We start from the raw sequence: 15,542 nt of genomic DNA on the forward strand, positions 1-15,542 counted from the left end.
GACAAATTAAGCTCCTTGTATGGTGTAGTTTTTCATGACATTTTCAAGCCGTTTCAGGTTTTCGGCACTCGGCGCGACAAGAGGGAGACGGTACTCCAATGTATCGATCAATCCGGCGATGTACATTGCCGCCTTGATCATGACCGGGTTGGATTCCAAAAACAGTGCTTTGTTGATCGGGAATAGCTCGTCATTGAGTGCTTTTGCGGCCGAAAAATCACCGTCTAGCGCTTTGGCAACCAACTGAGCTTTCAGATCCGGCAAAAGGTTTGACGTCACCGAAGTGATACCGGCTCCACCGTTGGCAAGAATCGCGTAGTCGATCGCATCATCTCCGCTGAAGACTTTAAGCTCTGGACGGCGGGAGAGAAGTTCGATGGTACGTTCGATGCTCCCCGTCGCCTCTTTGATCCCGTAAATATTTTTGACGTCGTCGAAAAGACGGATAACGGTGTCGGCGCTGATGTCGACTACGGTACGTCCCGGAACGTTATAGAGCATAAATGGAAGCTCTGGAACCGATTCGGCAATCGCTTTGTAGTGCTGATAAAGCCCCTCTTGGGATGGTTTGTTGTAATACGGAGCTACGGAGAAGATCGCATCGACGCCGCATGATTGTGCGGTGCGTGCCGCTTCGATCGCTTCGGCGGTCGAGTTGCTTCCCGCTCCGGCGAGGACTTTGGTGGAGGTCCCTTTGCACACCGCTACCGCGATTTCCATACAGATGCGGTCTTCATCGTAGGTTAATGTAGCGCTTTCCCCGGTCGTGCCGACCGGACAAACCGCATTGATACCGTTTTTGATCTGTCGTTGAATGAGATCAGCGTATTTTTGCTCATCTAATTTTCCGTTTTTAAAGGGGGTTATAAGAGCAGTCGTTGAACCGGTTACGAGATTCATTTTTTTCCTTTGCGTAGGATTAGTGTAGTGGATTTTTCGCTGATGAGATATTGCGCGGCAATTTTTTGAATCTCATCGGGTTTAAGCGCTTCGATCGCTTTTTCATAATTCATCAAGGGAGCGATATCACCTCGGGCCAGATAGCTTCCGAACAATTCGGCAACCGATGTCGAACTCTCTAAAGAGTAGATGAAATCGGCTTTGGTATTTATTTTTACTTTATCAAGTTCGGCTTTCTCTACCGGTGTATTTTGGAGATTGTGAATAACGTTCCAAATCTCTTTTTCAACCTCTTCGGCTTTGACACCGTTGTTGCACACCGCTAAAAACAAAAAGATGCCCGGATCGATATTCTCCATATTATAGGCATAGATTTGGTTGACTAAACGCTTTTCGTCGACCAATAGGCGGCTTAACCGCGAACTCTTGCCCGAGCTGAGCATTTCACTGAGTGCGGAGAGTTTCGGCTGATCGGCATGCTGAAAATTCGGTATCGGAAAACTGATGGCGAGCATTTCTACTTCGCTCTCTTTGTTGACGATAACGCGGCGCGCACCGTCTTGTTCCGGCTCGGTTGTTTTGACCGTCGGGATATCGAGGGTGTTTTTGATCGATCCGAAGTTTTTTTCCGCTTCGTCAAAAACACTCTGCGGTTTGATATCGCCCGTGACGATCAAAATAGCGTTTGAGGGTTGATAATAGGTCTCATGAAAGGTGCGGATATCGTTTAATGTCCATGTCTGAATATCGTTCATAAACCCGATCGGTGTCCAGTGATACGGATGGTAGACATAGGCACTGTTAAAGAGACGGAAATAGAGATACCCCATAGGGTTATTGTCGGTTCTCCATCGGCGCTCTTCGGCGACCACGTTGCGCTCGGGTTGGAACTCATCGTCTTTGAGATTGAGGTTTTGCATCAACTCCGCGAATAAAGAGAGAGATTTGGCGAGATTTTCACTGCTTGATTTGATGTAGTAGTGGGTGAAATCGAATCCCGTCGAGGCGTTGTTCATCCCCCCGATGCTTTTGACCTCTTCGTCAAACTCACCCGCTTTAAGGTTTTTAGTCGATTTGAAGTTCATGTGCTCGAGCATATGGGCGATACCGCTTTTTCCCATAACTTCGTTTCGGCTTCCCACTTTATAAAAAATATCGCTAGAGATAACCTGCGAACCGTTTTCCATAGGGATGGCAACAACCTGCAATCCATTGGAGAGGGTTTTGGTTTCGTAATGAGGCAGTGATGAGGCCATAAGGGTTCCTAAACTCAAAATAAGTGCGGCGAGGATTTTCATCGCCGATCTGCGCCGATCGCTTCAGTGATCGAGGTAAAGCCATCAGACGCCAAGAGATCGATAAGACCGCTGTTAATCTCTTCGACGACTTCGGGACCTTTGAAGATCAAGGAAGTATAGATTTGTACCAAAGACGCACCCGCACGGATACGGCGGTAAGCCTCTTCGGGGGTACTGATGCCGCCGACACTGATAAGGGTGGTTTTACCGTACAACTCGCGCGCGATCGCATCGAAAATATAGAAGCTTCGCTCGCGCAGCACTTCACCGCTGAGTCCCCCCATATCTTCGGGTTCGGATACCAGAGAATAATCGATGGTCGTATTGGTCGCGATGATCCCGTCCGCTCCGCTTTCCACGGCATGAACGCAGAGGGCGACTGCCTGATCTTCGGTCATATCCGGCGCGATTTTCAGCAAAATAGGCTTAGTCGTCAGCGCTTTGGCTTCGGCGAAAAGCTGGCTGATAAACGCTTCATTTTGAAGATCGCGCAAGCCCGGCGTATTCGGCGATGAGATGTTGATGACCATATAATCGGCGTATTCGTGAAGCGCTTTGATCAAGGTAGTGTAGTCTTTGATCGCTTTATCATCGGGGGTGATTTTGTTTTTTCCGATGTTTACGCCGATAGGGGTGCTGAACGGGTAGATGTTTTTAAGACGGTGTGAAATGCGGAACAACCCGTCGTTATTGAATCCCATCGCGTTTTGAAGGCTCTCTTCTTCGATATGGCGCCATAGGCGAGGGCGGGGATTGCCTTCCTGGGGTTTTGGGGTGAGGGTTCCGATTTCGCTGAACCCGAATCCCAAAGACATGATGCCGTGGAACATTGTCGCGTTTTTGTCAAATCCCGCAGCCAAACCGACCGGGTTTAAAAACGTACGTCCGAAAAGCTCTTGGGTAAGCGAGGGATGGGTAACAAAATGTTTTGCCATCCAGCCGTTAAAGAGTGGCGGGCAAAAGCTTGCGCTGCGGAGCACTGCCGCGGCAACCGTATGGGCATTTTCGGGTTGAAGTTTAAAAAGCCAGGGTTTTAAAGATTCGTAATCAAGCATAGTGACCCGCCTCGTCATGGTAAAAGTTGCCGCGATTATACTCAAAAAAGGTTGAATGGTTTGTTAATCAAGCGAGCCTTGTGCCGCAGGAGGGAGAGATTGAAGGTGTTGAGTAATTTGTGCCGCCGTCATTTCAGGGGTAAATCCCTGAAGAGATAATGATCGGTCATTTGTCCCCAATGTTCCATAAAGTGTCGGAGTAGTGGCTTTAAACAAAGCGATGGTAGGGACTCCGGAAGCACTGGCCAAATGCATCGGTCCCGTATCGCCGCACACAAAAGCATCCATCTGGGAGAGGATAGTGCCTAACAAACGTAAATTAGACTCTATAAGCGTATAAAAATCATCTTCCAGTTTTTCTTTTACGTCTGGAGAGAGGATATCGACAAATACGGCATTCGGATTGAGCTGTTTCATATGGCGATACCACTCTTTCCACCAACCGTTTTCGATTTTCTTTTCGAAACGGGCGTCACGGAAAATACCGATGATTTTTGCTTTGCTTCCCCATGCATATCCTTGGAGTGAGAGCCGTTTTTTCAGCTCTTCAAGCCCTTGAATTTTCTCTTCTTTACTCAGGGCGATATCCATTTTGTGAGGGAAATCGTTTGCATTGTTTCCGAAAGCCTCCATCAAATGCAGAGGTTTCAACGCTTCATGAACCGATTGGTGGGGTGCGGTGACGACATGTGTCAGGGGAGACCAATTTCCCGATGCGTCAAAGCCGAGTTTGTATATACCGCGTGCCAAAAAAGTTGCTCCGCGGTCACTGGCCGAACCGCTGTTTAGGTTAAGAACGAGATCATATTCTGTAGTACGGAGCCGTTGGATATAGCGGTATAAATGAAACGGATTTTTCAGAAGACGACGGGGAAAGTCAAATATGTTTTCGACCGCTGTGCTTTTGAGAAGAGGCGAGGGGTATTTCGCTCCGATCAGAACATCGATTTTTGCACCGGGAAAACGGTGTTCCAGCGCACGAAGCAGCGGAGTCGTAAAAAGGATGTTTCCGATGCGGTAATTGATCCGAATGACCAAAATACGGCGGATCGATTCCGTCGGTATCGTCTCATGTTTGGCGTGAGAAGGAAAAATAAGAGCCAAAAGGGCATTTAAAATAATTTTGGCTTTTTGCCGGATGCGTGAGTGGAGCGGTAATCCCATACTTGTTCCTTTAACTTTCTGTCAGTGTTTGGCTAAGACGCTGGTACTCTTCCGAAGAGCTCAAAAGATATTGATGCGACCCCTGCGCTACAATTTGCCCGGCTTTAAATACAAGGATTCTGTTCGCATCTTGAACAGTGCTGAGACGGTGTGCGATCAGGATAGTAATTTTGTCTTTTGTATATTCTTTAAGCGTATTTTGAATTTTGCGTTCCGTCTCATTGTCGAGAGCACTGGTCGCTTCGTCCAGAATAAGAAGAGACGCATGCTTATAGATAGCTCTGGCTATCGCAATCCGCTGTCTCTGTCCGCCGGAAAGATTGGCCCCGAACTCCTGCATCACCGTATAAATTCCATCCGGCAATGATTGGGCAAATTCGAGTGCATCCGCCATGTGCAGTGCTTCTTTGACACGTGCTTCATCGACGGTATCGCCGTAGGCTACATTGGCTGCCAGAGTGTCTTGAAAGATATAGACCCGCTGGGAAACAAAAGCGATTTGAGAACGGAGCGAATTTTGTGTATACTCTTTCAGATCATGTCCGTTGATGGAAATAGTTCCCGATATCGGATCGTAAAAGCGCAGAAGCAGATTTACAAAAGAACTTTTTCCCCCTCCGCTTTGTCCTACGAGGGCGATGGTCTCTCCGGCTTGAATATCGATACTGATGTTCTCCAATGCCGTTTTATCTTCAAATTTGAGCGTTACCTGATCAAATTGAATCCGTTTTACCGCCTCGCTTAATGTTGATTTTCCATCCGTTATTTGGTTCTGGATATCGAAAATATGAAAGACCCGTTCGCTTGCGGCCTGGGCATCCTGTACTCTTCCCAGAATGTTGCTGGCCCCTTTAAGCGGTTGAAACACAAGGCCGAAGGCCGTTAAAAAAGCGGTGAACTCTCCGACGGTCATTGCACCTGAATAAACCTGCCTTCCCCCTATAAAGATGACCGCCGCCAGTCCGATTGCCGCGATAATCTCCATCATCGGGGAGATCAATTCGCTGGTATAGGAAGATTTCATATTGAGTTTGAAAAAATGGTCGTTTTCATGATGAAAACGCTCCAGTTCGTACTGCTCGGTCGCATTGGATTTGATGATTTCGGAATTGTTGAAAACTTCGGTTAGACGTGTAACGATATCGGCATTTTTTTCTTGTGATCGGTGGGCAAGGCGTTTTAGCCGTTTGGTGATTTGGAGCAACGGAACAATGATTGTGGGCATGACGATCAATGCCCAGAATGCAAGGGTGGGATTGAGGTAGATGATATATCCGACGAGTGTTACAACCGTAAGACTTTCACGAATCAGTTCGGGCATCATCGAAGATACGAAGTACTGGATTCGATTGATGTCGTTTGTAATACGGGAAATAAGTTCGCCGCTACGGTTTAGATAGAGAAATTGCATATCCATATTGACCATTTTGGACAGCAGCTCTTCTCGGATTCTTGAAACGATATGCAGACCGATGTAGGTATTGAAAACTGCTTGTATATAGCGCCCGACCGATTTTATGATGTAAATCACAATCAAAAGCACCGGAATGATGTAGAGCATCCGGGCTTCTTTGTTGATAAACATATTGTCCATCAGCGGTTTCATGATATGTGCGGTAGCCGCCGTCGCACTGACGGTGAGAATGATCCCGATCAATACCATCAAAAATTGGAATTTATATTCGCGTATATAAGGCCAGAAGCGTTTATAGCTCTCTCTCATTCACGTATCTCCCATACCGTTCCCGCAGGGGTATCCATGATTGAGACTCCGAGTGCGGTTAGTTCATCCCGCAATGCATCGGAAGCGGCGAAATCTTTGGCTTTTTTGGCTTCGCTGCGTTTGGCGATCAGCTCGTTGATTTTGGTTTTAGTCTCTTCATCCAAGCCGAATTGAAAATACTCGTAAGGATCTTGCCCTCCGAAGCCCAGCACGGTTTCAACGGTTGCCAAAGAAGAGAGGAGAATTTGGCGATATGCTTTGTCTTTGGGATTAGTATCGAGCGCTTCGTTCGCCTGCGCTATCAGCTCATCGATCAGCGCATAGGCGCGTGAGACGTTTAGATCGTCCCCCAGCGCTTCGAGGAGATTTTTTTTGAATTCGGTTTCGATTCCGTCGGTACTGAGTCCGAAGATGCGTTTTTTGAGACGATAGAGACGATCGAGCCGCCGTTTGGATGCGATCAGATCGTCTTCGTTAAAGTTAAAATCTCCCCGATAATGGGTACTGAGGAGATAAAAACGGAGCACTTCACCATCATAGGCTTTGAGAGCGTCTTTGAGAAAAAAACTGTTCCCGAGGCTTTTGGACATTTTCTCACCCGCGATGGTGACAAAGCCGTTATGCATCCAGTATTTGGCCAGTTCATGATTGGTTGCGCAGCGGGTTTGTGCCGCTTCGTTTTCGTGGTGGGGGAAGAGCAGATCGGCTCCGCCGCCGTGAATGTCGATTGCATATTCTCCCTCGTTCGAGGTAACATAGCGCTCGATCATCGCCGAACACTCCAAATGCCATCCGGGGCGTCCCCGTCCGAACGGAGAATCAAATGCTACCCCCTCATCGTGAACCGCTTTCCAAAGGGCGAAATCGGCCTCATTGCGTTTTTCGCCCACTTTTTCGACACGGCTGACGTTCTCACTGCTTTGGCGGTTCGAGAGGCTGAGATAGTTTTTGTCGCTGGAGGTATCGAAATAGATATCGCCGTTGCTGATCGAGTACGCATGGCCTTTGTCCAGGAGTTTTTGGATCATATCGCACATAGCATCGATCGATTCGGTCGCTTTGGGTTCTAAGGTCGGCGCCCTGACACCGATGGCCGCCATGTCGCGGTGATAGGCATCGGTATAACGCTCGGCGATCTCGGAGGTAGTGATCCCGAGTTCCTGCGCTTTGTTGATGATTTTATCGTCGATATCGGTGATGTTTCTCGCAAAGAGCACTTCGTAGTCTTCCGCTTCCAATACGCGGCGCAGAAGATCGAAAACCAAAGCGCTTTTGGCATGACCCAGATGAGCATCGTCATAGACGGTAGGGCCGCAGACGTAGAGGGAAACTTTCCCCTCTCTAAGCGGCTCGAATTTCAGTTTTGTTTTTTTGACGCTGTCGTAAATAGTCATTCTTGTTCCTAAAAGTTATCGTATTAAGTGTAGCAGAAATTGGTTTAGGAGATAAAAAGCCGATCCCAAACTGATCATGCCGAGCAGAAAATAGAGGCTGTATCTGGTTTTTAAAAGATCAATAAAGACCCCCCAGCCTACTTCACGTACCGTGAGTAACATCTGAACACCGCCGCCGATGCTTCCGGCCAACGCCAAACCGGCGGCTCCGAGAGGTTTCATCAAAAGGACGGAGAAAATGATATTGACGATAAGCGATATCGCGGCGATCTTGGCCGCTTTGATATGTTTATGCATGGCATAGAGGTACAGTGAAAATAGTTTCGCCAACCCGAATGGGAGGAGCCCGATCATATACATCATCAGAACGTCCGCCGTATTGTGCGTATCTTGGATACTAAAGGCGCCCCGTTCAAATAAGAGCCAAATGATCGGTTCGGCAAGAAGCATTCCGCCCAATACCGAGATTCCCAAAAGGGCGTTTAGGAGCCAAAACGATTTGTGCAGGTTCCGGTAGGCGAGGTCGTTGTTTTCGTTTTTGATCGCTTTGGCGATAGTCGGAAAAAGTGCCGTGGTGATTGCCAGTGCGATGATGGCAAAGGGAAGCTGGAAAATGCGGTTTGCGTAAAACAGATACGATACCGATCCTGCCGCTAAAAACGAGGCGAGGGAAGTATCGATAAACGAGGCTATCTGTGCCGTCGAATTGCCCAAAACGGATGGGAAGAAGAGGGAACTGAATTTTTTCTCTTCGGCTTTGACGTCTTTGGCTTTTCGGTATTTCCAGCCCCCGATGAGGAGTTTCATAAGCCCTTGCTGACGCATCGAGTAGAGATGTGTGATCACTTGCAGCAATCCCCCGACGAGAATCGAAAAGCTGAGGGCGTAAACGATCGTTTTCGGGTCGCTATGGGCAAAGAGTAGCAATGTGACGACCATCGCGACATTGAGCCATACGGTTGAAAAAGCGGTCGTAAAAAAGTGTTCTTTGTGCTGCAGCAGAGTCCCTAAAAAAGTGACGATAAAGATTAGATCCAAATACCAGAAATTGATAGCGGTCAGCGGCGCGGTTTTGGCAATGAGATCGGCATCCCAATCCCATGCCAGCAATTTTGTCGAAAATCCCGGAAACAGGGTCACCAGCAAAGAAAAGGCGATGATAACGAGCATAAAACGGATAAAGATGGCGACGGCGAAAACACTTTTTTGCCGTGAAGCGATGTAAGAGGGCATAAAACTTTGGGTAAATGAACCTTCCGCGAAGATTCGCCGAAAAAGATTGGGAAATTTGAAGGCCATTAAAAAAATATCGCTCCATACGTTCGCACCCAATACAGACGTCATTAAAATGTCGCGTGCAAGTCCCGTCACACGGGAAATAAGGATACCGAACGAATTGGAAAATACCGATTTAAACATGGTTATTTAGGAAACCTTCTAATAAAGTTTACGCAATTTTAACCGATATGTGATTAAAATAAGGGCAATCATGTAAAGGATCACGAATGGGGCTGTTTACGAAAGAGGATGAAAAAGGTGCCGCCGCAGCACCCATCTCTCCTGTCATAGTACGTACATCGAATGTCGCCAAAGAGCTTTTGCAAGTCTCAATGACCTATAAAGTATCTGTCCATTCCCTCGATTTTCACCTTCTCGGTACCCAGACATTAACGAAAGCGGTCGTAGAAGGCTCCCCGGAAGATTGGGTGGAACTGACGTCCGATGAGGTGAGAGATCTCAAAGAAGAGCATTTTTTAGACCCGAAATTTGAGATCAAACAGGTACATGAAATCGAAATTTATTCGATTACCGAACATAGTTCTCTCGAATCGATCGATATGTCGATTGGGGGGAACCATACACTGTGCAAAATCTATCTGACGATAAAAGCGGGAAGTGTCGCCCGCTATTACAGTAGTTTCAAAGATGATTTCATCCATTTGATCAACAAGAAGAAACTCCGTGCAAACTTGATGATAGGTGTATTCGATTCAATGATGATCGAAAATATCAGTGAACTTTTGGCCAAAATCCATGTGGCCGGAAACTATCGTTTCGAGACGCAGGAACGTTATCTTATCGCCCAATCGTACGAGCCGGTAGAAACGATAAATGACAAGCTGATTCTCCATTATAATTCGAAACGCCAAGCCGAGGACGAACACGGCAGAGTCGATTATTCTAAGCGCGGATATGTCATCGGCGTGGTGAAAGACGAACTCATAATAGAGTACGTAAAACCGCAAAAAGGGGAGAACGGGCGCAATTGCCGCGGGGAGTTTATTATCCCGAAAGAGCCGATTATTAAAAATGAGCCTACGTTTTCGGTCGGGGAAAAAATTACGGTGATCGATACCCCTAAATGTATCGAATATCGGGCAGGATCCGGCGGATACGTCACTTTCGAAGGGGGTGTATACGATATCCAAACTGAAGTGGAAGTGACCGAAATCAGTTTTAAAACGACCGGATCGATCGATACGCAGCTGGATGCCGATGTTTCCATCAATGTCAAAGAAAAAGATTCGATGAAAGATGCGATCGGGCAGGGGATGGAAGTAACCGTCAATGTCATCAACATCGAGGGAAATGTCGGACCCAATGCCAAGGTAACGGCACATAAAGCGACAGTTGACGGCCAAGTGCATCAAAGTGCCATCATAAAAGCCGACGAGTTAACGATCAATGTCCACAAAGGGACGGCATACGGCAAAGAGGTCCATATTACACGATTGGAACATGGAACCGTCGAAGCCGACAAAGTGACGATAACGCAGGCGACCGGCGGAAAAATCAGAGCGCGCGAAATCGTGATCGAAGTACTGGGATCGCATGTAAAAATGGCGGCATCGCATTTGATCGAGATCCGAAAAATTCAAGGGGGAGAGAATCAGCTCATGATTGATCCGATGATCGATGAAGCGGATACAAACCTTCTTGAGCGTTCCGACCAGATGGCTCAGGTAAAAACGGCAATGCGCGATATTCAAAAAGAGCTGGAAGGGTACGAACATACGTGGCGGGAAAATCAACCGATGATGGAAGATTTAAAACGAAAGCTTGCCTATTATAAAAGCAGCGGAGTAAAAATGCCCTCGGCACTGGTCCAAAAATACCAGCAGAATCAACTTTTCAAAGAGAAACTGGAATCTTTGCGTAACGAACTCAAAAGCAAAGAAGACCAGTATGCGTGGCTGGCACAAAAACATACGGCGCTTCAGGCGGAAATTTATGACGCGCGGATCATCAACCATGATCGCTGGCATAATCGTAATGAGATTATTTTCAAACTGATCGATCCTCCGGTAGAAATTTTTTATGTTCCGTCCGAAAATTCGGAAGAAAAAATCTTGGGACTTCACCAAGATGACGACGGAGAATTTTCGATTAAGGTAATGGCACAATGATTATAGGATTAGATGGGATTATAGAGTATAAAGAGCCGTCGTCGGTTCATTTGAATGTCAACGGCGTGATTTACGAGGTGTTTATTTCGTTGCACACCTACAGCAGCATCGGCTCCGAGAAGGTTAAGCTGCACACGCATCATGTGATTCGCGAGGATGCCCAACAGCTTTACGGATTTGAACAAAAAAGCGAAAAAATTCTCTTTGAGGGGATGCTGAAAATCAACGGAATAGGGCCGAAAGCCGCCCTTGCTATCTGCAGCACCTTTACGCCGGAGCAGTTTGCGGGTATTATTTCATCTAAAGATATCAATGCGCTCAAAAAAGTTCCGGGGATCGGACCTAAAAGTGCCGGTCGTATTATGGTCGAACTGGCCGGGTTCGATGCCGTGCTGCTAGGTTCGGGAATAACCGCTACAACGGCTACGACGGAAGCATCGATGGCGTTAGAAGCGCTCGGATTTAAAAAAGAGCAGATCGGCAAAGCGCTCAGTGCTTCAGGTGCAACCGATACGGCGGCATTGGTGAAAGACGCATTGAAACAACTTCAAAAACTCTAATAAGGATACTCAATTGAAATTAGCCATTTTATTCGGCGGAGCCAGTTACGAACACGAAATCAGCATTGTCAGCGCTATCACCGTCAAAGAGAAACTGAGCCGATATGAGCTCAGTTTTATTTTTTGCGATCAGGACCATAAATTTTATCTGATCGACGGTACCAAAATGAAAGCGGTCACCTTTTCACGCGGAGAGCATCGTAAAATGCCCCAAATTTTTCTGGCCAACGGCGGCTTTGAACAGCGCGGATTATTCGGCAGTAAAAAACATGATATGCCGATACTCAATCTGATCCACGGCGGAGACGGAGAAGACGGTTCTATCGCGTCGCTTTTGGATTTTTTCCATATCCCTTTCATCGGTCCGCGCAAAGAGGCATCGATGCTCAGCTTTGATAAGCACTACACCAAGTGGCTGGCCAATTCGCTCGGCATCAAAACATTGCCGTATGAGATCTTGCATAAAGAGGACAAAAGAGCTGTAAAAACAGCCTATCCGTTTATCATCAAGCCTGCCCGTTTGGGAAGCTCTATCGGGGTCAGTATCGTCCGCGAAGAGCGCGAGCTTGATTATGCTTTGGATGTGGCATTCGAATTTGACAGCGTTGTGCTGATCGAGCCGTTCATAGCGGGGGTCAAAGAGTATAATTTAGCCGGTTTCAGCGCCCGCGGCGAGATGAATTATTCGATTGTGGAAGAGCCTCAAAAAGCGGAATTTCTCGATTTTGAGAAAAAATATCTCGATTTCTCCCGCTCGGGAAACGTCGCCGAAGCTTCCGTGAGCGACACATTGGTTCAGCAGCTGCGCGATGCGTTCAAGACGATCTACCTGCCGTTATTCGAGGGGGCGCTGATCCGCTGCGATTTCTTCGAGATCGAGGGTGAAGTGTACCTCAATGAGATAAACCCTATTCCCGGATCGATGGCCAACTATCTTTTCGACGATTTCGGCGATGCTATCCAAAAACTGCTCGGCTCGTTGCCGGATAAAAAAATGATTCGCGTCAAATATGACTACATCCACTCTATCTCCCAAGCCAAAGGGAAATAAGCGTGGCGGTTAAGAGCGTTCAATACAAACAGCATACATTTTCGATCAGTTATGAAATACTCAATCCGGGTGCCCATTACGATATTATTTTTCTCCACGGCTGGGGCTCACATAAAAATCTGATGAAGCACGCTTTCGGCGCCCACTTAAAGCAGTTCCGCCATATTTACATCGATATGCCGGGATTCGGAAACAGTACCTGCAATATGAGCCTTACGACCGAAGATTACGCAACGATTCTGGAGTCATTTATTTCCATGATCGAAGTGGATAAAATGATTATTTTAGGCCACTCGTTCGGGGGAAAAGTAGCTACCCTTTTAAATCCCGAATTTTTGGTGTTGGTCGGTTCTGCGGGGATTTTGGTTCCAAAGCCGTTTAAAATCCGTGCTAAAATTGCCTTGTTCAAACTTCTTAAATTTACGGGATTATCCTCTTTTCGCCGCTTTTTTGTCGCTCCGGACGCGCAGGGACTGAGTCAGCCGATGTATGAGACGTTCAAACAGGTCGTTAACGAGGATTTTACCGACAAATTTCGTGCGTACAAAGGGAAAGCTCTTTTGTGCTTCGGGGCTCAGGATACCGCGACACCGATGTGGACCGCGTATAAAATTTCAGAGCTTATTCCTGCATCGCAAGTCGTGGAATTCGACGGAGACCACTATTTCTTTTTAGAACAGGGGCAAACGGTTTCCAAAGAGATTGAAAAAATTGTTTTAAAAAGTTTGAAACACTAAGGAAAAAATATGGAATTGACAGAAATAGCTGCATTTTTTACGAATATTTTATTTGTTATGACGTTGGGATGGTATTTGATCACCAATTTGCAGTGGTACGATTATCGGATTGAGAGGGTCGTATTACGCCACCATAAAACGTGGTGGCATTTGATCTATTTTTTATTCCCTTTTATGGTCTATTTTATTATCCATGAATACTTTTGGATCTATTTTTATTTTGCGCTTCTCCCCTCGGTGATCATTTGGCACCGCAAACTCGATAAAAAATTGGTTTTGACCTGGCGGGTGAAGAGGTTTTTGATTCTCCTTTTTTCGATTGCTTTTTTATTAGACATTCTCTTAAAACTCAAAGGATTAGGGACGACGTACAGCGTGTTTCTTCCGATAGTTTTAACTTATTTCGGTTCATGGGGGATCGAGAAATTTTTATTTTTGGCGTATAAACGTCAGGCGCAGGGTAAAATCGCCTCGATGAAGGATCTGACGATCGTGTGTGTGACGGGAAGCTACGGCAAAACGTCGATGAAAAACTTTATCGCTCAGGTTTTAGGTCAAAAATTCAATGTATACGCAACGCCGCGCAGCGTCAATACCCTCGGCGGTATTATCCGTGACGTCAACGAATCGCTTCCCGAAAACACGCAGGTGTATATCTGTGAAGCGGGAGCGCGCGAAGTGGGCGATATCTACGCTATCGCACAGCTTCTCCATCCGCAGATCGTCGTCGTGGGCAAAGTGGGGCCGCAGCATCTGGAATATTTTAAAACACTGGAGCGTATCCAGCGCACCAAACTCGAAATCATCCATTCCAATCGTCTGAAAAAAGCGTTTATCCATACGTCGGTTACGAACGAGCCGCATGAGAAGGTCACGTTTTTCGGCGATGATGTCCGTAATCTGAAAGCGACGCTGGAGGGGATCGATTTTGATCTCAATATTGAGGGCGAAGAGCGCCATTTTCACACGTCGGTATTGGGCGGGTTTCAGACGATCAACATCAATGCGGCGATTTTGATCGCGTCAGAGATGGGGATGAGCAGTGATGAGATCGTTGGCGCGGTCGAGAAGCTCAAAAGCGTGGAACACCGGTTGGAGCGGATCGATGCGGGGGGCAAAATCATCCTTGATGACGGCTACAACGGTAATATCGACGGGATGCTGGAAGGGGTACGGCTGTGCTCTCTTCATCCGGGACGCAAGGTGATCGTAACCCCGGGACTCGTCGAGAGTACCGAGGAGCTGAATTCGGAGTTGATCAGTGCTATCAACGGTGTATTCGACATTGCAATTATTACCGGTTCTTTGAATGCCGCACAGTTTGACAAGGAGCTAAGAGTTCCGCAGAAAATTATGCTGGCCGATAAATCGCAGATGGTTAAAACTCTTGGAGAGGTGACGAAAGCGGGAGATATTATCCTCTTTGCTAACGACGCGCCGAATTTTATCTGATGGAAAATGTACTCTATGCGCCGTGGCGAACCGAATATGTAAGCGGTGAGAAAGAAGAGGGGTGTGTGTTTTGCAATATCAGCGAACATCCGCAATCAGATGAGACGCTCCATGTTCTTTATCGGGATGAACATTGTTTTATCGTCATGAACCGTTATCCCTATACGCCGGGCCATTTTATGATTATTCCGCATCGCCATACCGATGCTCTTGAAGCGCTAGAACCTAAAACGTGGCTTTATATGAGCGCTTTGGCTCAGAAGGGAGTACGTCTTTTGAAAGAGGGCTTCGGAGCGCACGGTGTCAACATCGGAATGAATCTCGGACGTGCCGGAGGGGCAGGGATTGCCGAACATATCCATCTGCATTTGGTACCGAGATGGGAGCGAGATACCAATTTTATTACCTCAATCGCTCAAACTCGCGTATATTCGACCGATTTTGAGGTAATATATAGTCGGTTAAAAGAAAAAAGCTATTATTTCACTTTAGAAACAGTTTAAAATTTTAAGAAAGGGAGGATGTATGGACGAAGATAGAAAAAAAATCATTCAATATGCATTGCAGTTTGATATCCATGACATACATACCTATTCAGGATATAAGGGTGGTTTATTGGTAAAAATTACGACCCGAAGTCCGCAAGTAGTAGACCAAATCGAAAAATTTGCCCTTTCAATCCCCGCTGTAGAAGAGGTTGCCGTCAAAAAGAACCATCTGATGCAATTTGAGATATTCTGTGTGACAAAAGATAACAACGTCTACGAATTAAAGCTCAAATAAATAGTTTTTTTACTGTTT

14 protein-coding genes are annotated in these 15,542 nt (G+C 46.7%); 7 read left to right on the forward strand and 7 right to left on the reverse strand.

Translation table 11 applies throughout. The features are described from left to right. Positions 1 to 6 precede the first annotated feature (6 nt). From dapA to murJ, 7 genes are all read right to left on the reverse strand, one after another. Positions 7 to 900, reverse strand: coding sequence for a 4-hydroxy-tetrahydrodipicolinate synthase (dapA, locus tag SULKU_RS04720; protein WP_013459793.1), 894 nt, complete (start codon positions 898 to 900; stop codon positions 7 to 9). Then, positions 897 to 2,198, reverse strand: coding sequence for a M16 family metallopeptidase (locus SULKU_RS04725; protein WP_013459794.1), 1,302 nt, complete (start codon positions 2,196 to 2,198; stop codon positions 897 to 899). Before SULKU_RS04725 ends, dapA begins: the two co-directional genes overlap by 4 nt. Next, the gene (locus tag SULKU_RS04730; RefSeq protein ID WP_013459795.1) at positions 2,195 to 3,253 is read right to left on the reverse strand and encodes a quinone-dependent dihydroorotate dehydrogenase; all 1,059 of its coding nucleotides are present in this window, start codon (positions 3,251 to 3,253) and stop codon (positions 2,195 to 2,197) included. Before SULKU_RS04730 ends, SULKU_RS04725 begins: the two co-directional genes overlap by 4 nt. 63 nt (positions 3,254 to 3,316) lie before the next feature. Next, positions 3,317 to 4,417 carry a glycosyltransferase family 9 protein gene (locus tag SULKU_RS04735; RefSeq protein ID WP_013459796.1) on the reverse strand — a complete coding sequence of 367 codons (1,101 nt, stop codon included), beginning with the start codon at positions 4,415 to 4,417 and terminating at the stop codon, positions 3,317 to 3,319. 10 nt (positions 4,418 to 4,427) lie between these two features. Continuing rightward, the gene (locus SULKU_RS04740; RefSeq protein WP_013459797.1) at positions 4,428 to 6,140 is read right to left on the reverse strand and encodes an ABC transporter ATP-binding protein; all 1,713 of its coding nucleotides are present in this window, start codon (positions 6,138 to 6,140) and stop codon (positions 4,428 to 4,430) included. Next, positions 6,137 to 7,534, reverse strand: a complete 1,398-nt coding sequence (gene cysS, locus SULKU_RS04745; RefSeq protein WP_013459798.1) for a cysteine--tRNA ligase — start codon at positions 7,532 to 7,534, stop codon at positions 6,137 to 6,139. Before cysS ends, SULKU_RS04740 begins: the two co-directional genes overlap by 4 nt. 15 nt (positions 7,535 to 7,549) lie before the next feature. Beyond that, positions 7,550 to 8,953 (reverse strand): murein biosynthesis integral membrane protein MurJ, encoded by a 1,404-nt coding sequence (gene murJ / locus SULKU_RS04750; RefSeq protein WP_013459799.1) that lies wholly within the window; start codon positions 8,951 to 8,953, stop codon positions 7,550 to 7,552. Positions 8,954 to 9,039: 86 nt separating this feature from the next. Between murJ and SULKU_RS04755 the strand changes: the two genes are divergently transcribed. Genes SULKU_RS04755 through SULKU_RS04785 form a run of 7 tightly spaced genes read left to right on the forward strand, consistent with a single transcriptional unit; the run spans position 9,040 to position 15,524 of the window. Then, positions 9,040 to 10,941, forward strand: coding sequence for a flagellar assembly protein A (locus tag SULKU_RS04755; RefSeq protein WP_013459800.1), 1,902 nt, complete (start codon positions 9,040 to 9,042; stop codon positions 10,939 to 10,941). Beyond that, the gene (gene ruvA, locus SULKU_RS04760; protein ID WP_013459801.1) at positions 10,938 to 11,501 is read left to right on the forward strand and encodes a Holliday junction branch migration protein RuvA; all 564 of its coding nucleotides are present in this window, start codon (positions 10,938 to 10,940) and stop codon (positions 11,499 to 11,501) included. Before SULKU_RS04755 ends, ruvA begins: the two co-directional genes overlap by 4 nt. Positions 11,502 to 11,514: 13 nt before the next feature. Next, positions 11,515 to 12,552: a D-alanine--D-alanine ligase gene (locus SULKU_RS04765; protein ID WP_013459802.1), complete on the forward strand. Its 1,038-nt coding sequence runs from the start codon at positions 11,515 to 11,517 to the stop codon at positions 12,550 to 12,552. 2 nt (positions 12,553 to 12,554) lie between these two features. After that, positions 12,555 to 13,289, forward strand: a complete 735-nt coding sequence (locus tag SULKU_RS04770; protein WP_013459803.1) for an alpha/beta fold hydrolase — start codon at positions 12,555 to 12,557, stop codon at positions 13,287 to 13,289. Positions 13,290 to 13,298: 9 nt separating this feature from the next. Beyond that, positions 13,299 to 14,741 (forward strand): Mur ligase family protein, encoded by a 1,443-nt coding sequence (locus SULKU_RS04775; RefSeq protein ID WP_013459804.1) that lies wholly within the window; start codon positions 13,299 to 13,301, stop codon positions 14,739 to 14,741. After that, positions 14,741 to 15,244, forward strand: a complete 504-nt coding sequence (locus SULKU_RS04780; protein WP_013459805.1) for an HIT family protein — start codon at positions 14,741 to 14,743, stop codon at positions 15,242 to 15,244. The genes SULKU_RS04775 and SULKU_RS04780 overlap by 1 nt, the downstream gene beginning before the upstream one ends. A 22-nt stretch (positions 15,245 to 15,266) precedes the next feature. Next, positions 15,267 to 15,524 (forward strand): hypothetical protein, encoded by a 258-nt coding sequence (locus tag SULKU_RS04785; protein WP_013459806.1) that lies wholly within the window; start codon positions 15,267 to 15,269, stop codon positions 15,522 to 15,524. Positions 15,525 to 15,542: the final 18 nt, after the last annotated feature.

The sequence above is a fragment of the Sulfuricurvum kujiense DSM 16994 genome (assembly GCF_000183725.1).
Lineage (GTDB): Bacteria > Campylobacterota > Campylobacteria > Campylobacterales > Sulfurimonadaceae > Sulfuricurvum > Sulfuricurvum kujiense.